At 72.2% G+C, this 18296-nt stretch carries 16 protein-coding genes; 4 read left to right on the forward strand and 12 right to left on the reverse strand.

Annotated elements, in window-relative coordinates:
• Window positions 1–245: 245 nt before the first annotated feature.
• Window positions 246–656, forward strand: a complete 411-nt coding sequence (locus BSB02_RS25265; RefSeq protein ID WP_084962547.1) for a DUF6703 family protein — start codon at window positions 246–248, stop codon at window positions 654–656.
• Here BSB02_RS25265 and BSB02_RS25270 read toward each other — a convergent pair.
• The 6 genes from BSB02_RS25270 to sucC all read right to left on the reverse strand — a co-directional run bounded on the left by BSB02_RS25270 (window position 638) and on the right by sucC (window position 7590).
• Window positions 638–2167: an aldehyde dehydrogenase family protein gene (locus tag BSB02_RS25270; protein WP_084962659.1), complete on the reverse strand. Its 1530-nt coding sequence runs from the start codon at window positions 2165–2167 to the stop codon at window positions 638–640. The genes BSB02_RS25265 and BSB02_RS25270 overlap by 19 nt on opposite strands.
• A 13-nt stretch (window positions 2168–2180) precedes the next feature.
• The gene (gene gcl, locus BSB02_RS25275) at window positions 2181–3902 is read right to left on the reverse strand and encodes a glyoxylate carboligase (protein ID WP_084962549.1); all 1722 of its coding nucleotides are present in this window, start codon (window positions 3900–3902) and stop codon (window positions 2181–2183) included.
• Window positions 3899–4759 (reverse strand): 2-hydroxy-3-oxopropionate reductase, encoded by an 861-nt coding sequence (locus BSB02_RS25280; RefSeq protein ID WP_084962657.1) that lies wholly within the window; start codon window positions 4757–4759, stop codon window positions 3899–3901. Before BSB02_RS25280 ends, gcl begins: the two co-directional genes overlap by 4 nt.
• The gene (locus BSB02_RS25285) at window positions 4756–5523 is read right to left on the reverse strand and encodes a hydroxypyruvate isomerase family protein (RefSeq protein WP_084962551.1); all 768 of its coding nucleotides are present in this window, start codon (window positions 5521–5523) and stop codon (window positions 4756–4758) included. Before BSB02_RS25285 ends, BSB02_RS25280 begins: the two co-directional genes overlap by 4 nt.
• Window positions 5524–5584: 61 nt before the next feature.
• Window positions 5585–6469 carry a succinate--CoA ligase subunit alpha gene (sucD, locus tag BSB02_RS25290; RefSeq protein ID WP_084962553.1) on the reverse strand — a complete coding sequence of 295 codons (885 nt, stop codon included), beginning with the start codon at window positions 6467–6469 and terminating at the stop codon, window positions 5585–5587.
• A complete protein-coding gene (gene sucC / locus BSB02_RS25295) occupies window positions 6469–7590 on the reverse strand; it encodes an ADP-forming succinate--CoA ligase subunit beta (RefSeq protein WP_084962555.1) in 1122 nt (373 codons plus the stop codon). Before sucC ends, sucD begins: the two co-directional genes overlap by 1 nt.
• Window positions 7591–7678: 88 nt before the next feature.
• On the opposite strand from sucC, the gene BSB02_RS25300 reads away from it, so the two are divergent.
• The 3 genes from BSB02_RS25300 (at window position 7679) to BSB02_RS40710 (ending at window position 10128) form a co-directional block, all read left to right on the forward strand.
• On the forward strand, window positions 7679–9046 hold the full coding sequence (locus tag BSB02_RS25300) for an MFS transporter (RefSeq protein ID WP_084962557.1): 1368 nt from the start codon (window positions 7679–7681) through the stop codon (window positions 9044–9046).
• Window positions 9047–9129: 83 nt separating this feature from the next.
• Complete coding sequence (locus tag BSB02_RS25305; protein ID WP_084962559.1) at window positions 9130–9861, forward strand: GntR family transcriptional regulator; 732 nt, start codon at window positions 9130–9132, stop codon at window positions 9859–9861.
• Between the two features lie 93 nt (window positions 9862–9954).
• A complete protein-coding gene (locus BSB02_RS40710) occupies window positions 9955–10128 on the forward strand; it encodes a hypothetical protein (RefSeq protein ID WP_158088719.1) in 174 nt (57 codons plus the stop codon).
• Window positions 10129–10250: 122 nt separating this feature from the next.
• On the opposite strand, the gene BSB02_RS25315 is transcribed toward BSB02_RS40710, so the two are convergent.
• The 6 genes from BSB02_RS25315 to BSB02_RS25340 all read right to left on the reverse strand — a co-directional run bounded on the left by BSB02_RS25315 (window position 10251) and on the right by BSB02_RS25340 (window position 18234).
• The gene (locus tag BSB02_RS25315; protein ID WP_338064359.1) at window positions 10251–11129 is read right to left on the reverse strand and encodes a TerC family protein; all 879 of its coding nucleotides are present in this window, start codon (window positions 11127–11129) and stop codon (window positions 10251–10253) included.
• A 4-nt stretch (window positions 11130–11133) separates the two neighbouring features.
• A complete protein-coding gene (locus BSB02_RS25320; RefSeq protein WP_084962563.1) occupies window positions 11134–11595 on the reverse strand; it encodes a hypothetical protein in 462 nt (153 codons plus the stop codon).
• Window positions 11595–13001 (reverse strand): Nramp family divalent metal transporter, encoded by a 1407-nt coding sequence (locus tag BSB02_RS25325; protein ID WP_084962564.1) that lies wholly within the window; start codon window positions 12999–13001, stop codon window positions 11595–11597. Before BSB02_RS25325 ends, BSB02_RS25320 begins: the two co-directional genes overlap by 1 nt.
• A gap of 171 nt (window positions 13002–13172) precedes the next feature.
• Window positions 13173–15332 carry an acetate--CoA ligase family protein gene (locus BSB02_RS25330; protein WP_084962566.1) on the reverse strand — a complete coding sequence of 720 codons (2160 nt, stop codon included), beginning with the start codon at window positions 15330–15332 and terminating at the stop codon, window positions 13173–13175.
• Window positions 15332–16555: a formyl-CoA transferase gene (gene frc / locus BSB02_RS25335; protein WP_084962568.1), complete on the reverse strand. Its 1224-nt coding sequence runs from the start codon at window positions 16553–16555 to the stop codon at window positions 15332–15334. The genes BSB02_RS25330 and frc overlap by 1 nt, the downstream gene beginning before the upstream one ends.
• 8 nt (window positions 16556–16563) lie before the next feature.
• Entirely contained in the window at window positions 16564–18234 is a 1671-nt protein-coding gene (locus tag BSB02_RS25340) for a thiamine pyrophosphate-binding protein (protein ID WP_084962570.1), read from the reverse strand.
• Window positions 18235–18296: the final 62 nt, after the last annotated feature.

Below are 18296 nucleotides of genomic sequence, written 5' to 3' on the forward strand. Positions count from 1 at the left end.
AGGCATGCCGAAGGGGCTCTCCCGAGGCGCGTTCGTCCCCTTTGCCTCCGCTGGGGGCGGGCAGCGTGGATGCCCGCTGAAGGAGGTTCGGCGCGGGAGTCGCCGGTCGGCTCATGGTAGCCCGCCGCCCGCCCCTTTCCCACCCCTTCGCCGGATCCTCCCTCCTCCACAGGGGAGACCTCGCCTGCCAGGACTCGGCGGAGGAGACCTCGGCGAGGGGGCGGGCGCGGCGCTAGGCTCGGGCCGTGGCCACACGAGACGAACGCCGCGGGCGCCCGCGGGCCCAGCCGCGAAGCGGCGCGAACAGGCCCAAGCGGCCCCTGCCGCCGGGCGAGCGGTTCTTCACGCCCGGCGCCACCGGCCTGCGCAAGGCCGTCGAGCAGCGCAGCGCCGCTCCCATGGCCTTCCTGTTCACCCAGGTGCCGCGCTGGGTCGTGCCCGTGGTGATGGTGGTCCTGCTGCTGACCGGCTTCGCCGTGCAGAACTGGCTGGGCGGCCTGGCCGTGCTCCCGGTGCTGGCGTTCGTCGCCTGGCTCGCCTACCTGTCCTGGCCCTCCCTCAAGCCCGGCGGCAAGCTGATGCGCGTGGCGATGCTGACCTTCCTCGCGCTCATGGCCGCCGCCAAGTTCGGGGCGTTCTACGGCAGCAGCGTATAAGTCGGGAAATTTCCGGGCAGGCGCTCGCCCTCCGGCCCCTCCGTCACCGCCCGCACGAGCAGTTCCCCGCCCACGAAGGCGCCGCGCCACGACGCGCCCAGCCCGCCGAACAGCTCCTCCCGGTCCCCGCGCGACCGTGGCCGGTTGTGCCCGACCTTGAAGGCCCGCACCTCGGGAGCCAGCCGCCGGAAGGTCTCCTCCGAGTCGCACGACAGGGTGGCCACCAGCGCCCCGTTGCCGGCGTTCATGGCGGCCAGCAGCTCGGCCTCGGTGTCGACGAGCACGATCGTGTCGACCGGGCCGAACGGCTCGGCGTGGAACAGGGGTGAGGAGCGCGGCGGGTTCAGCAGCGTCGTCGGCGCGAAATAAGCGGAAATATCCTGCCCCGGCAGGAAAAGTCCGGCATCCACCGGAGCCCGGTACACCGGCACCGCGCCCCTGGAGACCGCCTCGTCCACCTGGTCGGCCAGCTCCTTGGCCTTCGACGAGTTGATCAGCGGCCCGAAGTCCAGCTCCGGCAGCGGATCGCCGGGCTCGGCCACCGCGAGCGGATGCCCGAAGCGCAGCGACCCGACGGCCCCGAGGTAGGCGGCCAGGAACTCGTGGAACAGCTCCCGCTGCACCACGAACCGCGGATAGGCCGTGCACCTCTGCTTGGCGTAGTCGAAGCTGCCCCGGATCTGCCGCCCGAGCAGGTCCCAGCCGGAGTACTCCCACACGCCCCAGCAGTTCAGCCCCTCCTGCTCCAGCACGTGCCTGCGGCCGAGGTCGGCCAGCGACGCCGCCACCCGGGCGCCCGCGTCCCTGCCCCCGACGAAGGACACGCAGCCCAGCTCCCGCCCGGCCACCAGGACCGGCGACAGCTCGGCCCCGCCCCCGCTGACCAGCGTGAACGGCAGGCCCCGCGAGACGGCCAGCGCCGTGGCCAGCGTGAGGCAGGCGAGCCCGCCGTCGGTCGGCGTCTTGGCGATCACCGCGTTGCCCGCGAGCGCCTGGACGAGCATGGCGTGCATGAGCACGCTCATCGGGTAGTTCCAGCTGGCGATGTTGCTGACCGGCCCCGGGAGCGGCGTGCGACCGGCCAGCATGCGGTCGATCTCCGCGAGGTACCAGCGCACGCCGTCCAGGCACCGGTCCACGTCCGCGCACGCGGTCTTCCACGGCTTGCCGATCTCCCACACCAGCAGCAGGGCCAGCAGGTCCCGGTGGGCGGCCATCGCCTCCACCGCGTCCGCCACCCTGGCCTTGCGCTCGGCGAGCGGGACGTGCCGCCACCGCCGGTGCTCGTCGACCGCGCCCGCCACCGCCCGGGCCGCTCCCGCGCGGTCCAGCAGGGGCGGGCCGGCGAGCGCGGTGCCGTCCAGCGGCGAGAAGGCGGGCACCGGCCGGCCGTCCCGCTGCCAGAAGCCGCCCCAGTGGTTGAGCACGCGGTCGTCGTGGAAGGCCTGCGGCGCGGCCCGCACGCATCCCTCGTAGGCGTCCTGCCATGCCGTACCCGGCTTGAGCCGCATGTCGAGCACCCCCTCAGTCGGACCAGTCGACGGCGACGAGCTCGGGCAGCGGCTCGAACTCCTTGATCGCGTCCAGCGCGGGGCCCATCGCGGCGTTGGCCTCGCGCTCCACCATGACCTCCACCAGCACCGGGAGCCGCTCGCTCGCGGAGGTCTCCGTGGCCCAGGCGAGCGCGTCGCGGATGTCGCCGGGCAGCTCCACCCGGCGGGCCGGGCAGCCGAAGGCCTCCATGGCCTTGACGTGGTCGATGCCGCCCTCGCCGTAGTGCAGGTCGACCGCGTAGTTCATGCCGTAGGGGATCTCGGCCTGCCGGATCAGCCCCAGGTACTCGTTGTTGATCATCACGATGACGAACGGGATGCGGTACTGCGCGGCCACCGCGACCTCCTCCATGAGGAACTGGAAGGAGTAGTCGCCCACCACGGCCACGACCTGCCGCTCGGGGTGGGCGCACTTGACCCCCATCGCCGCGGGCACCTCCCAGCCCAGCGGCCCGGCCTGCCCGCAGACCAGGTAGCGGCGCGGCAGGTAGGTGGCCTGGAACTGCCCCGACCAGATCTGGTAGAGCCCGATCGCGGTGACGAAGGTGGTGTCCCTGCCGTAGAACTCGTTGAGCTCCCTGAACACCCTCGGCGGCTTGATCGGCACGTCGTCGAAGTCGTCGCGCCGCAGCAGCGTGCCGCGCAGCTCGCCGACCCGCCGCACCCACTTGCCGGGGTTCGCAGGCCCGGTACGGCGGCGCGCCTCCTCCAGCAGCGCGGCCAGCACCGGCCGGGCGTGGCCCACGACGCCCAGGTCGGGCTCGAAGACCTTGCCGATCTGGGCGGGCTCGATGTCGACGTGGACGAAGCGCCTGCCGCGCCGGTAGACGTCCAGGTCGCCGGTGTGCCGGTCGCCGAAGCGGGCGCCCACGGCCAGCACCAGGTCGCTCTCCAGGAAGGCGGCGTTGCCCCAGCGCGTCTGCGTCTGGATGCCCGCCATGCCCGCGAACAGGGGGTGGTCCTCGGGGAAGGCGCCCTTGCCCATGAGCGTGACCTGGACCGGGACCTGCAGGTGCTCGGCCAGCTCCCGCAGCTCCTCGCAGGCGTCCGCGATGATCACGCCCCCGCCCGCCAGGATGAGCGGCCGCTTCGCCGCCGCGAGCATGTCGCAGGCCCGCCGTACGGCACGCGGATGCGGCTCGGGCACCGGCACGGGCAGCGGCGCGTCCAGCTCGCGGTCGTACAGGCACGTGCCGCGCTGCACGTCGATCGGCAGGTCGACGAGCACCGGCCCCGGCCGTCCCGACCGGGCGACGCGGAAGGCCTCGCGGAAGATCCACGGCGCCTGGGCGGGCTCCTTGAGCTGCACCGCCCACTTGGTGACCGGTTTGGCGATCTCCACGATGTCGACCGCCTGGAAGGCCTCCTGGTGCAGCTTGGCCGTGGCCGCCTGGCCGGTGACGCAGATGATCGGGACGGAGTCGGCCAGCGCCGTGTACAGGCCGGTGATCATGTTGGTGCCGGCCGGGCCGCTGGTGCCGACGCACACGCCCACGTTGCCGGTCACCCTGGCCCAGCCGTCGGCGGCGTGGGTGCCGCCCTCCTCGTGCCGGACCGTGACGTGCCGGATGGAGCTGTGCCGGAGCGCGGCGTACAGCGGCAGGATCGCCGCGCCCGGGATGCCGAAGACGGTGTCCACGCCCTCCGACTCCAGCACCGCGACCACGGCCTCCATGCAGGGAACGCGGTTCATGTGTTGAGCCTTTCGACGACCTTGAGCAGGGCGGAGTGGTCCAGCGAGCCGTGGCCCTGGGCCCTGGCGGCGGCCACGAGCTGGGCGACCAGGGCCGCCATGGGCAGCGCGACCCCGGCCTCGCGGGCGGCGGCCAGGACGATGCCCATGTCCTTGTGGTGCAGGTCGACGCGGAAGCCCGGGGTGAACTCGCGCTTGACCATGCTGTGGCGCTTGAGCTCCAGGATCCTGGACCCGGCCAGCCCGCCGGCCAGCACGTCCAGCCCGGCCACCGGGTCCACGCCGGAGGCCTCCAGGAGCACGATGGCCTCCGAGACCAGGGCGTAGACGCCGCCGACGACGAGCTGGTTGGCCGCCTTTACGGTCTGGCCGGCGCCGGACGGGCCCACGTGGACCACCGTGGTGCCCAGGGCTCGGAGGATCGGGAGGGCGGCGTCGAAGTCCTCGGCCGCGCCGCCGACCATGATCGACAGGGTGCCGTCGATCGCGCCGCGCTCTCCCCCGCTCACCGGGGCGTCGAGCGCCCTGATGCCTTTCCGCCGGGCCTGCTCGGCCACCCGGCGGGAGGTCTCGGGGCGGATCGTGCTCATGTCGAGGTACAGCAGGCCCGGTTCGCCGTACTCGAGGATCACCGGGGCGACCTCCTCCACCTGCGGCGAGTCGGGCAGCATGGTGATCACGACGTCGGCGCCCGCGACGGCCTCGGCCACGCTGCGCGCCGCGACGCCGCCCTTGGCCGCCAGCTGTGCGGTGCGCTCCTCTGCCACGTCATAGCCGGTCACGACATGTCCGGCCTTGAGGAGGTTGGCGGCCATCGGGCCGCCCATGATCCCCAGGCCGACGAATCCGACGGTCACCGGTTCCTCCACTCGAACGCGCCCGGACCCTCGTGCCGGTACTCCAGCCCGACGTGCCCCCGGTACCCCGCCGCCTCCAGCCGGGTGAAGATCTCCGGGTACGGCATGCGCCCGCTGCCGGGGTGGCCGCGTCCGGGGTCGTCGGCCACCTGGACGTGGCCGAAGCGGTGGGCGGCGGTGTCGATGAGGCGCAGCACGTCCTCGCCCATGCGGTGCAGGTGGTAGAGGTCGGCCAGGAAGGCCACGTTGTCCCTCCCTACGTCGTCGATCACGTCGAACGCGGCTTGCGAGGATGTGATCGGATATTTCGGGTTTTCGTGGGAGTTGAGGGCTTCGACCACGACCGTGGCGCCGATCTGCCCGGCGGCGTCCGCCGCCCTGCGCAGGTTGGCCACGGCCAGCGACCTGTCGGCGCCGGGGCCGTTGCCGTACAGGGCGTTGAGCACCCGGCAGCCGAGGTCGGCGGCGAGCCGTACGGCGACGTCGACGTTGGCCTGGAAGCGCGCCGCGCCGTCGGGCAGGGACAGCAGGCCACGCTCTCCCTTGGCCATGTCGCCGGCGTCGAAGTTCAGCGCCACGAGCCGGACGCCGGCGTCGCGGATCGCCGCCTTGAGGGCTTCCATCTGCTCTTCGGCCGGGACGGGCCCGTCGAACGGCCACCACATCTCCACGGCGTCGAACCCGGCCTTGGCCGCCGCGCCCGGGCGTTCCAGGAGGGGGAGGCCGGTGAACAGGATCGAGAGGTTGACGTCGAAGCTCAGCATGCGACCTCCCGGCGGTGCTCGCCGTGCCACGGGCGCCCCGCCCTGCGGGTGGGCTGGGCGTTCATGAGGCGGCCCCGCGCAGGAGCGAGCGGAGGAGGCGCGCCGTCTCCGCCGGGGTGCGCCCGACGCTGACGCCCACGGCTTCCAGGGCCTCCTTCTTGGCCTGGGCGGTCCCCGAGGAGCCGGAGACGATCGCGCCCGCGTGGCCCATGGTCTTGCCCTCGGGCGCCGTGAAGCCCGCCACATAGGCGACCACCGGCTTGGTGACGTGGGCGGCGATGTGGGCGGCGGCCCGCTCCTCCGCGTCGCCGCCGATCTCGCCGATCATGACGATCGCGTCCGTCCCCGGGTCGTCCTGGAAGGCCTGCAGGCAGTCGATGTGCGTCGTCCCGACGACCGGGTCGCCGCCGATGCCCACGCACGTGGAGAAGCCGAGGTCGCGCAGCTCGTACATGAGCTGGTAGGTCAGCGTCCCCGACTTGGACACCAGCCCGATGCGGCCCGCGCCGGTGATGTCCGCCGGGATGATGCCCGCCGAGGACTGCCCGGGGCTGATCAGCCCGGGGCAGTTGGGCCCGATGATCCGCGTGCGCCCGGCGGCCAGGGCCCGCAGCCGGATGGAGTCGTGGACGGGCACGCCCTCGGTGATGACCACGCACAGCGGAACCGCCGCCTCGATCGCCTCCTCCACGGCGGCGCGCGTGAACCGGGGCGGGACGAACACCACCGACACGTCCGCGCCGGTCTCCGCCACCGCCTCGGCGACCGAGCCGAACACCGGCACCCGTCGCTCGCCGAAGTCCACCGCCTGCCCGCCCTTGCCCGGCGTCACCCCGGCCACCACGTCGGTGCCCGCCGCGAGCATGCGGGCGGTGTGCCGGGTGCCCTCGGCGCCGGTCATGCCCTGGACCAGCACCCTGCTGTCCTTGGTGAGGAAGATCGCCATCACGCACCTGCCGCGAGTCTGGCCGCCAGCTCGGCGGCGCCGTCCATGGTGTGGACCTGACGGACCGCCGGGTGCCGGGCGTCGCTGAGGATGCGCCGCCCTGCCTCGGCGTTGTTGCCGTCGAGCCGTACGACGATGGGCCGGGCCGTCCCCCGTTCCCCCAGCTGGGCCAGCGCGCCGACGATGCCGGTGGCCACCGCGTCGCAGGCGGTGATGCCGCCGAAGACGTTGACCAGCACGCACCGCACGCCGGGGTCGGACAGGATGATCTCCAGCCCGTCGGCCATGACCTGGGCCGAGGCGCCGCCGCCGATGTCGAGGAAGTTCGCCGGGGCCGCCCCGGCCAGGGCGACGACGTCGAGCGTGCTCATCACGAGCCCCGCGCCGTTGCCGATCACCCCCACGGCGCCGTCGAGCTTGACGTAGTTCAGGCCCTTGGCCCTGGCCCGGTCCTCCAGGCCGCCGGTCCGCTCGGGCGGGTCCCAGGAGTGGCGGAAGGCCGCGTTGTCGTCCAGCGTGACCTTGCCGTCGAGCGCGACGATGCGCTGGTCGGTGGTGCAGACGAGCGGGTTGACCTCCACGAGCAGCGCGTCCTCGGCCACCATCGCCCGCCACAGGCGTTCCAGCACCTCCGCCGCCGCCTCCGGCAGCCCCGCCTTGCCGGCGAGCAGCCGCCCGTCCACCCCGGCCAGCGGGTCGACCGGCATCCTGACCAGCGCCTCGGGGTGGGTGGCCGCCACCTCCTCGACGTCCATGCCGCCCTGGCCGGACACCATGGCCAGGAAGCCGCCCGCCGCCCGGTCGACGAGGAAGGCGGCGTAGTACTCCTCGAACGGCACGGTGGCCGCCTCCACCAGCACCGAGCGGGCGGTGTGGCCCTTGATGTCCATGCCGAGCACGCGGGCCGCCTCCTCCTCGGCGGCGGCCGGCCCGGGAGCGGGCCTGATCCCGCCCGCCTTGCCCCGTCCGCCGGTCTTCACCTGGGCCTTGACGACGACGGGGGTGGCCAGCTCGGCCGCGATCGCGCGGGCCTCGGCGGGATTGGAGGCGACCCCGCCGGGCGGGACCGGGATCGCGTGACGTCGGAAGAGCTCCTTGGCTTGGTACTCGTACAGGTCCATGCGAGCCTCCTTTGTAGACGGTATACCGTATGGAGTATCCGCCGTCTAGGTCTCGACAGGTGCCGGTGTTCTGGATATTCCATACAGTATGGAGAATGCAGAAACGCTGACCCCTGTCCGTGACTGGCGTGGCCGCACGTACCTCGTCGGCCCCGTCCCCGCCGATCGCCGCCGCCTGTTCTGGCTGGCCTGGGCCGCCATGGCCGCCATCGGCCCCTTGCAGTACGGCTACGCCGCGCTGCTCACGCGCGACCGCCCGGGCCTGGCGACGCTGGCCGCCTGGATCCTGTGCCAGGCCGTGACCGCGCTGCCCGCCCTGCACCTGGTACGGCGCGGCCGCCTGGGCGTGCGCACCGCGCTGGCCGCCGGAGCCGTGCTGAGCGCCCTGGGCCTGGCGACGCTGGCCGTCGCCACGAGCACACCCGGGAGCTTCACTTTCGGCACACCCGGGAGCTTCACTTCCGGCACGCCCGCCATCGTCACGGCGGACGCCGGCCTCCCCGCCTCCAGCCTCGCCGCCGCAAGCCTGGAGCCCGGCTCCCTCCTCCTCACCCTCCTCGGCTACGCCGTCCTCGGAGGTCTCGGCGCGGGCCTGGTCTACGCCGTGTGCACCGAGGTGATCGCCGCCTGGCACCCCGAGCGGCCCGCGACCCGCGTGGGGCTCGTCACGGGCGCGTTCGGCTACGGCGCGCTGCCCGTCGTCGTCTGGGCCGGCCTCGACCCGGCGACCCTCCCCCTGGCCTTCGCCACGGCCGCGGTCATCGCCGCCCTCGCCGTCGGCGCGGCCGCCCGGGCGCTGCGCCTCCCGCCGCCCCGCTGGTGGCCGGACACCGTGGATCCCCGCCGCCACGCCCTGGACCCGTCGATCCTGCGCAGGACGCCCTCCGCCGTGCGCCAGTTCTCCCTCGCCGCGGCGCTCCGCACGCCCGCGCTCGCCGTCCTGGCCGGGATCCTCGTGTGCGCGGGCGCCGTGTCGATCTTCGACGTCGTCGCCGTCGCGGCCACCGGCGCCTGGGGCCCGCTCGCCCTCCTCATCGCGCTCAACGGCGCGGGCAGGGCGCTGGCCATGCGCTGGTCCGAGGCGTGGGGCCGCAAGCGCGTCCTGGCCGCCGTGCTGGCGCTGCTCGCCCTCGGCCAGCCGCTGCTGGCCGCCGGCCTGTCCGCGCCCCCGCTGCTGTGGGCGGGAGCGGTGGCCGCCGGGCTCGGCGGCGGCTCGTTCTATCCCCTGGTGGCCAGCCTCGTGCGCGACTTCTTCGGCGTCGAGCAGGTGGGCCGCATCCACGCCGTCGTCTACAGCGCCAAGGCTGCCGCCGGGATCGCCGCAGCCGCGCTCGCGGCGCTGTCCCTGGCCGCGCCCGCCCCGGCCCTCCTCGCGGCGGCGCTGGTGGCCGTGCTTCCCGCCGTGGCCAGCACGCGCCTGCGAGCCCCCGGCCGGCCCGCCACCATCCCCGTGTGACGAGGCTCACCGGGCGGAGGCCCTCTGGTTCTCGGTATGCTGTACGCAGTCGACGACAAACCGTTATCTGGAGCCGTGAAGCCATGCTGGTGTCGGATCGGGCCACCGCCAAGATTCCCCGCCCCGCCACGCTCAGGGAGAGCGTCATCGAGGCCATCCAGGAGCTGATCGTCTCCCGCCAGCTCAAGCCCGGCCAGCACCTGGTGGAGAGCGAGCTGGCCGAGCTGCTCGGCGTCTCGCGCCAGCCCGTGCGCGAGGCCCTCCAGCAGCTCAGCACCGAGGGCTGGGTCGACCTGCACCCCGGTCAGGGCGCGTTCGTGCACGTCCCCACGCTGGAGGAGGCCGACCAGCTGCTCGCCGTACGAGCGCTGCTGGAGACCGAGTCCGCGCGCCTGGCCGCACAGAACGCCGACGCCGAGGGCGTCAAGCGGCTGCGCGAGCTGTGCGCGCGCGGCATCGCGGCGGTGGAGGCCGACGACGTCGAGGCCGCCGTGGCGACCAACTCCGAGCTGCACGCCCTGGTCACCGCGCTGTCGGGCAACAAGGTGCTGGCCGAGCTGGCGGCGCAGGTGGCGCGCCGCGTGCGCTGGTACCACACGCCCGTGGCCCGCCAGCGCGGCATGACGTCCTGGCAGGAGCACGCGGCGCTGATCGACGCCATCGAGGCGGGCGACGCCGCCCGGGCGGCGCAGATCATGCGCGAGCACACCGAGCACACCCGCGCCTCCTACATGGAGCAGCGGGCCGCCGAGCCGGTCGAGCCGGCCCCCAAGCCGGTACGGCGCCGCCGCCCGCGCGTCGTGTCGGAAAGCTGACGGCCCCGGGCGCTTGACAGTCCGTTCACATGAGGCCGCTTGCGGCGAAACACCTCGGGTAGAGGATGGCGGCGATGGGAGGTGAACAAGGTCATGAAAGCGTTCTTCCGCTTTCTGTGCGGTGATCCCGCGGGCTCCCCGGCGGACGGCCGCGGCGTCGGGCTGGGCCTGACGGCGGCGCTGCGCAAGCACTGGTCGGCGGACGAGGCCGACCGCTACCTGCGCAGGTGGGCGGCCGGCGTCTCGGAGATGAGCCGCGAGCGGTGACGCGCCCGCGGCCGCACCTCAGCGGTCCGCCGGCTCGGAGACCGGCTCGCGCTTGGCAGTCTTGGCGTCCCTGGCCGACTTGAGCAGGCTCAGCACGGTGGTCACCGCCAGCGTGCCGACGATCACCCCCAGCGAGACGGCGATGGGGATCTCCGGCGCCCACGAGACCCGTCGTGGTGCAGCGCCTCCAGCACGAGCTTGACCCCGATGAAGGCGAGCACCACCGACAGGCCCTTGCTGAGGTAGACCAGCCGGTCCAGCAGGCCGCCGATGAGGAAGAACAGCTGCCGCAGGCCCATCAGCGCGAAGGCGTTGGCGGTGAACACCAGGTAGGGCTCCTTGGTCAGGCCGAAGATGGCCGGGATGGAGTCCAGCGCGAACAGCAGGTCGGTGGTCCCGATGGCGACCATGACGATCAGCATCGGCGTCACCATCCGCCGCCCGAGGTGCCGCACGGTCATCCGGGCGCCGTGGTAGCCGTCGGTGGTCGGCAGCACCCGCCGTACGGCACGCAGCGCGAGGTTCTCCGAGAACTCGGCCTCCTCCTCTTCGTGCCCGATGAGCTTCCAGGCCGTGTAGATGAGGAACGCGCCGAACACGTAGAACAGCCAGTCGAAGCGCGCGACCGCCTCGGCGCCGGCGGCGATGAACGCCCCGCGCATGACCAGCGCCATGACGATGCCGATGAGCAGCACCTTCTGCCGGTACCGCCGCGGCACCTGGAACCTGCTCATGATCAGCAGGAACACGAACAGGTTGTCCACGCTGAGGGAGTACTCGGTGATCCATCCGGCGAAGAACTCCCCGCCGGCCGAAGGGCCGGACAGCAGCAGGACGCCTACGCCGAAGGCGATCGCCAGGCCGACGTAGAACGACACCCAGGCGACGCACTCCCTGAAGCCCGGCTCGCGGGGGTTGCGGGCGACGAGGTAGAAGTCCAGGGCCAGGACGAGGCAGAAGCCCCCGATCGTGGCCAGCCAGACCCAGGCGGGCAGGTCCATGCGGTCATCTCCTTGCGTGCCGTACGTAGGTCTCCAGCAGCGCGGCGGCCGGCGGGTTGGCCGTGGCCCGGCGGATCAGCCAGCGCGGCATGAGGCGTTCGTGCAGCCAGACGAACCCGATCGCGAAGCCCAGGGCGACCATGGCCTGGTAGGCCAGGAAGGCCGGCACGCCGTCGGCCGGCCCCTGGCCGGTGAGGAGTTCCTGAGCGAGTCGCGACATCGGGAAGGCGGCCATCCAGTACAGCCCGACAGGGCCGAAGGCGCCCGGCCGGAACACTCCCCTGCCCAGCAGCATGCCGTACATGCCGCCGAAGAGGGCCAGGGGCACGGCCAGGGCGAGGGCCGACAGGCCGGCCACGCCGGTGGGCTGCCCCGCGAGCAGGGTCAGCCCACCGGCCATGGCGCCGGCGCCGGCTCCGATCGACGCCCCCGGGAGGGCGAGCTCGAGGCGGTGCCGGGCCGTCATCAGCCCACGACCACGCCGTAGGCGAACAGGCTGTACAGGAGCATGCCCAGGTAGAAGACCGCGCCCGCGCCGATGATGACGTTGGTCCACCAGCGCGGCCGGATCGGCTTGGGCAGCATCCTGTTGTTGACCAGCAGCAGCGTCACGCAGTAGGCGCCCATGGCGAAGGTGGACAGGAACGCCAGCGTGTCGAGGATGCCGCTGGGGCCGTCGGCGGGGCCGAACAGCAGGATGAGGATGCCGAAGACGATCACGCCCCAGAGGAAGGCCGCGTACAGGTGCGACATCTTCAGCTTCTTGGCCCCGGGGACGAAGTTGTAGGTCATGTCGGCCTGGCCGCGCGAGAAGGAGTCGAACAGGCCGAGGGTGGCGTTGAGGCCGATGAGCGCGATGAACCCGAGGAAGATCACGCCCAGGACCGAGCTGCCCGCCGAGGAGACCGCGTCGGCCATGGCGGTCAGCGCGACCTCGCGGTCCTCGTTGCGGATGACCTCGCGCACCGCCGGGTTCTGCCGGACCGCCGCCTGGGCGATGACCGTGAACGAGATCGTCACCAGCATGGTGACGCCCCAGAACAGCAGCAGCGCGTCGAAGGTGACCCAGCGCCGCCAGCCCTTCCACTTGGCCATCTCGGCGGGGTCGTCGGTGTCGAACATGAACCCGCGCGAGGGCATGGCCTCCTCCTCGCCCGCGTGGCGCAGGCCGCGGATGCGCGGGATGTGGACGCCCATGCCCGCGCCCGAGTCGCGCAGGTGGAGGGTGTACCACATCTGCTGCATGCCGGACGGCCCGGCGAAGGCGCAGGCCCCGACGATGACCGGGAACCACGCCGCCGACATCGCCTCGGGCGGCAGGTAGCCGAAGGCGAACATGCCGGTGATCGTGTCGACCACGTCGCCCCAGGAGCCGACCATCGCGGCGACGACGGCGGTGCCGAGGACCAGCGTGCCGATCAGCAGCGACAGGACGTTCTCCAGCACGTTGTAGATGACCTTCGCCAGGCTGAAGACCACCCCGACGAGGATGAGCCCCGCGACCGCCGTCACCGTCCAGGGGATGCCGGTGATCTCCTCGAAGGCCGCCGCCCCCGCCGACAGGTGTCCCGGCCAGATGTAGACCAGGACCGCCACGGCGAAGAAGAACCACATCAGCGGCTTGAACACCCTGGCCGCGCCGGTGAAGATGCTCTCGCCCGTGGCCATGGCGTAGCGGGCCATCTCCAGCATGACCACGGCCTGGAGGGTGACGCCGATCAGGAACAGCCAGCGGATCTCGGGCCCGAACAGCAGCACCAGCCGTGGCCACATGTACGACTCCCCCATCCCCACACCGAGGGCGACGAGGAAGACGGTGGGCCCCAGAAGGTGCACCGAGGGAGGCGCGTCGGGGAGTTTCCTGATGGGCATCGGCTCCAGCCGGCCCGCTTTCCACACTCGTTCGTCTGTGCTCGGTTGTCCTGCGCCCGGCGGCGCGGTCGCCGCCGCCGGTGGTTTCGATGTGTCCACCTACGGACCTCCTGGGGGGTGGTGGTTGTTCCTCGTGAGCTGCCCCGATGTGCCCCCTCGCCTGCGTCGGCTCTAACGCAGCAGTCCGGCGGCCCTGGCCCAGCGGTACTTGGCTCCCAGCACGGCCACGGGCTTCTCCGTCGTGTACGGGTAGGCGACGACGCCGTGTGCGAACAGGTGGTCGCAGGCCTCCTCCACCTCCGTGTCCCCGGCCAGGGACGCCACGACGGGCTTGACGTTGCCCCGCTCGCGCTCCTCGGCGACGACGCGCGCGACGAGCTCGGCGAACACCATCGGCGGGGTCACGATGGTGTGCCAGTAGCCCAGCACCAGGGCGTGGATCCGGTCGTCGGTCAGGCCGAGCCGGATCGTCTTCTCGTAGGTCGACGGCGGCTCGCCGCCGGTGATGTCGATGGGGTTGCCGGCCGCGCCGAAGGGCGGGATGTGGGCGCGGAAGGCGGCGTCCAGGTCCGGGGGGATGTCCATGAGGGTCAGGCCCGCGTCGACGCAGGCGTCCGACAGCAGCACGCCCGAGCCGCCCGCGCCGGTGATGATCACCACGTTCTCGCCGCGCGGGGCCGGCAGCAGCGGCAGCGCCCTGGCGTACTCGAGCATGTCGTTGAGCCCGGGCGCGCGCACCACGCCCGCCTGCCGCAGGATGTCGTCGTAGACCTTGTCGTCGCCGGCCAGCGCCCCGGTGTGCGACCCCGCCGCGCGGGCTCCCATGGCGGTACGGCCGGCCTTGAGCACGATGACCGGCTTGTGCCTGACCACCCGGCGGGCCGCCTCGACGAAGCCGCGCCCGTCCTTGAGGTCCTCCAGGTGCATCGCGACGCACCTGGTGTTGTCGTCGGTCTCGAAGAAGGTCAGCAGGTCGTCCTCGTCCACGTCGGCCTTGTTGCCGACGCCGACGATCGCCGACACGCCGGTCCTGGTGGTGCGGGAAAAGCCCAGGATGGCCATCCCGATGCCGCCGCTCTGCGAGGTCAGCGCCACGTTGCCCTTGACGTCGTACGGCGTGCAGAACGTCGCGCAGAGGTTCTCGGGCGTGTAGTAGTAGCCGTAGATGTTGGGCCCCAGCATGCGCACGCCGTGCCTGCGCGCGATCTCCACGATCTCGGCCTGGCCCTCGACGTTGCCGGTCTCGGCGAAGCCCGACGGGATCATGATCGCGCCGGCGACGCCCTTCTTCCCCGCCTCCTCCAGCGCGGGGGCGACCAGGGCGGCGGGGATGGCGAAGACCGCCACGTCGACCTCGTGCGGCACGTCGGCGATGCTCTTGTAGGCGGGCAGGCCCAGCACCTGCGGCGCCTTGGGGTTGATCGGGAAGATCTGGCCCTTGTAGCCGCCGTTGACGAGGTTGCGCATCACCGAGTTGCCGATCTTGCCGGTCTCGTTGGAGGCGCCGACGACGGCGACCGAGCGGGGCCGGAAGATGCGGGTCATCTGGCGCAGGATCTCCTCCCGCGGCGGCCTGCGGACCTCGGCCGGCGGCTCGCCGACGAGGATGCGCACGTCGGCGGCGACCGCGCCGCGGGCGTCGGCGAAGACGGGGTTGAGGTCCACCTCGGTGATCTCCGGGTGGTCGGTGACGAGCCTGCCGACACGCTCGATCAGCCGCGCGAGGGCCTCCCGGTCGACCGGCTCGGCCCCACGGGCACCGCGCAGCACATCGGCCGCTTTGATGTCGTCGAGCATCCCAAGCGCATCTTCACCCGAAACCGGGGCAAGCCGGAAGGTCACGTCCTTGAGAACCTCGACCAGCACGCCGCCGAGGCCGAAGGCGACGACCTTGCCGAAGGTGGGGTCGGTGACCGCGCCGACGATGACCTCGGTGCTTCCGGGACCCGCGAGCGATCCCTCTGTGCTCCCGCCGCCGACCATCTGCTGCACCTGGACGCCGTCGATCCGGGCCCCGGCGTCGTGGGCGCGGGCGTTGGCCACGATCCGCTCGTAGCCCCGCCGTACCTCCTCGGGGGTCCTCAGGCCGACGAGCACGCCGCCCGCCTCGGTCTTGTGCAGGATGTCCGGGGAGACGATCTTCAGCACCACGGGCAGGCCGACCTCCTGCGCCAGGGCGACGGCCTCCTCCGCGGAGGCGGCCAGCGCCTCGCGCGGGGTGGCGATGCCGTACTCCTCGCAGATCCGGCGTCCCTCCGGGGCCGTCAGGGCCGTGCGGCCCTCGGCCAGCGCCTTGTCGATGACGTCCCTGACGGTCACTGGATCGGTCACTAGATGACTCCGTTCGTCTTCAGGTCGGCCAGCTCCTCGGCGGTCACGCCGAGGGCGCCGTAGATCTCCGCGTTGTGCTCGCCGAGCAGGGGCGGCGTGGTGACCTCGACCGGCGAGTCCGACAGCTGCAGCGGGCTGCCGACGGTCATGAACCGGCCGCGCGCGGGGTGGTCGACGGGGACGACGACGCCCTCCTGCCGGAGGGTCGGGTCCTCGATGAGCTCCTTGGTCGACAGGATCGGGCCGCAGGGGATGTTCTCGGCGTTGAGCCGGTCCAGCACGGTCCACTTGTCGTGGTGGATGGTCCACTCCTCGATGAGCTGGAAGACCTTGTCGAGCTTGTTCAGGCGCGCCTCGGGGGTGGCCCACTCGGGGTCGTCGGCCAGCTCGGGCCGGCCGATGATGTGCGCGATCGGCTTCCAGCCGACGGGCTGGACGATCACGTAGATGTAGTCGTTGGGGCCGCCGGGGGCGCAGCGGACCGCCCAGCCGGGCTGGCCGCCGCCGCTGGCGTTGCCGCTGCGCGGCACCTCCTCGCCGAAGGTCTTGTTGGGGTACTCGCGCAGCGGGCCGTGCGCCAGGCGCTGCTGGTCGCGCAGCTTGACCCGGCACAGGTTGAGCACGGCGTGCTGCATGGCCACCTGCACGCGCTGGCCGCGGCCGGAACGCTCGCGCTGGTAGAGGGCGGCCAGGATGCCCGCGACGGCGTGGACGCCGGTGCCGGAGTCGCCGATCTGCGCCCCGGTGGCCAGCGGCGGGCCGTCCTCGAAGCCGGTGGTGGACATCGAGCCGCCCATGGCCTGCGCGATCACCTCGTACGCCTTGAACTTCGCGTAGCGGCCGGGGCCGAAGCCCTTGATCGAGGCGTAGATCAGGCGGGGGTTGAGCTCCCGCAACCGCTCCCAGGGAAAGCCCATGCGGTCCACCGCGCCGGGGCCGAAGTTCTCCACCAGCACGTCGGCCTGCTTGACCAGCTCGGCGAACAGCTCCTTGCCGCGCTCGGTCTTCATGTTGAGCGTGATGCTGCGCTTGTTGCAGTTCAGCATCGTGAAGTAGAGGCTGTCGACGCCGGGCAGGTCGCGCAGCTGCTGGCGGGTGATGTCGCCGGTGGGCGCCTCGAGTTTCACGACGTCCGCGCCGAGCCAGGCCAGCAGCTGGGTGGCGCTCGGGCCGGACTGCACGTGGGTCATGTCCAGGACGCGGACTCCGGTGAGAGCTTTCATGCGGGGCCTCACTTGTACATCGTCTGGTTCATGGTTCCGGGGGCGTAGACGTCCGGGTCGACCCAGACGTTGATCAGCGAGGGCTTGCCGGACTCCCGCGCCCGCTCCAGCGCCGGGCGGATCTGCACCGGGTCGCGCACCTCCTCGCCATGGCCGCCGAGCAGCTTGGCGAACTCGCCGTAGCGGACGTCGCCGAGCGTGTTGCCGACGCGGGCGCGGTCCTCGCCGTACTTGGCGGCCTGGCCGTACCTGATCTGGTTCATCGAGGAGTTGTTGCCGACCACGCCGATGAACGGCAGGTCGAAGCGGACCATGGTCTCGAAGTCCCAGCCGGTCAGGCTGAAGGCGCCGTCGCCGAACAGGCACAGCACCTCCTTGTCGCGGCGGGCCTGCTTGGCGGCCATCGCGAAGGCCACGCCGACGCCGAGCGTGCCCAGCGGGCCGGGGTCCATCCAGTGGCCGGGCGACTTGGGCTGCACGACCTGGCCGGAGAAGGTGACGATGTCGCCGCCGTCGCCGATGTAGATCGTGTCCTCGGTGAGGAACTCGTTGATCTCGTGGACCAGGCGGTAGGGGTCGATGGGCTCGGCGTCGGACAGCTGGCGGGGCAGGCGCTTGTGGTACGCCTGGGTCTCGACCGCGCGCAGCTCCTCCAGCCACTCCTTGCGCCGGGTCGCCGAGCCGTTGAGCCGGCCACCGGCGGCCTGGGCCGTCGCGGCGAGGATGAGGCCGCAGTCGCCGACGATGCCAAGGTCGATGTCCCGGTTTTTCCCGACAGTGCGGTAGTCGAGGTCGATCTGCACCACCGTGGCCGTCGGGGACAGCCGCCTGCCGTACCCCATCCGGAAGTCGAACGGCGTGCCGACGATGACGATCAGGTCGGCCTCGGTGAAGGCGTACCTGCGCGACAGCTGGAAGTGGTGCGGGTCGCCGGGCGGCAGCGTGCCGCGGCCGGAGCCGTTCATGTAGGCCGGGACGTTGAGGGCGCGCACGAAGTCGATCGCCGCGTCGGTGGCCCGGCAGGTCCACACCTGGCTGCCGAGCAGGATGCAGGGCTTGTCGGCGTGGACCAGCATGTCGGCGAGCTTCTCGATGGCCTCGGGGTCGCCCTGCTGGCGCGTGGAGGCCCGGTAGTGCCCCGGCTTGGGGATGCGGGCCCTCTCCAGCGGGATCTTCGCGTCCAGCACGTCGCGCGGGATCTCCAGGAACGACGGGCCCGGCGCGCCGTGGAAGCACTCGCGGAAGGCCATCGACACCATGTCGGCCACCCGCTCGGTGCTGGGGACGGTCGCGGCGAACTTGGTGATCGGGCTCATCATGTCGACGTGCGGCAGGTCCTGCAGCGAGCCCATCTTGTGCTGGCCGAGGGCGCCCTGGCCGCCGATGAGCAGCATCGGGCTCTCCGCGCGGAAGGCGTTGGCCACGCCGGTGACCGCGTCGGTCGTGCCGGGGCCGGCCGTCACCACCGCGCAGCCGGGCTTGCCGGTGACGCGCGCGTAGCCGTCGGCCGCGTGGGCGGCCACCTGCTCGTGCCGTACGTCGATGACCTCGATGCCCTCATCGACACAGCCGTCGTAGATGTCGATGATGTGGCCTCCGCAGAGCGTGTAGATCACATCCACGCCCTCGGCCTTGAGCGCCTTGGCCACGAGATGACCGCCAGAGATCGTTTCCGACATCGTGCCACCCTTCCCGGCGACTGTCTTCCGCATACTGCATACCGTATGAAGGCAATGGTTAC

Origin of the sequence: Thermoactinospora rubra, from assembly GCF_002093975.1 — a bacterium.
Classification (GTDB): Bacteria; Actinomycetota; Actinomycetes; order Streptosporangiales; family Streptosporangiaceae; genus Nonomuraea; species Nonomuraea rubra_A.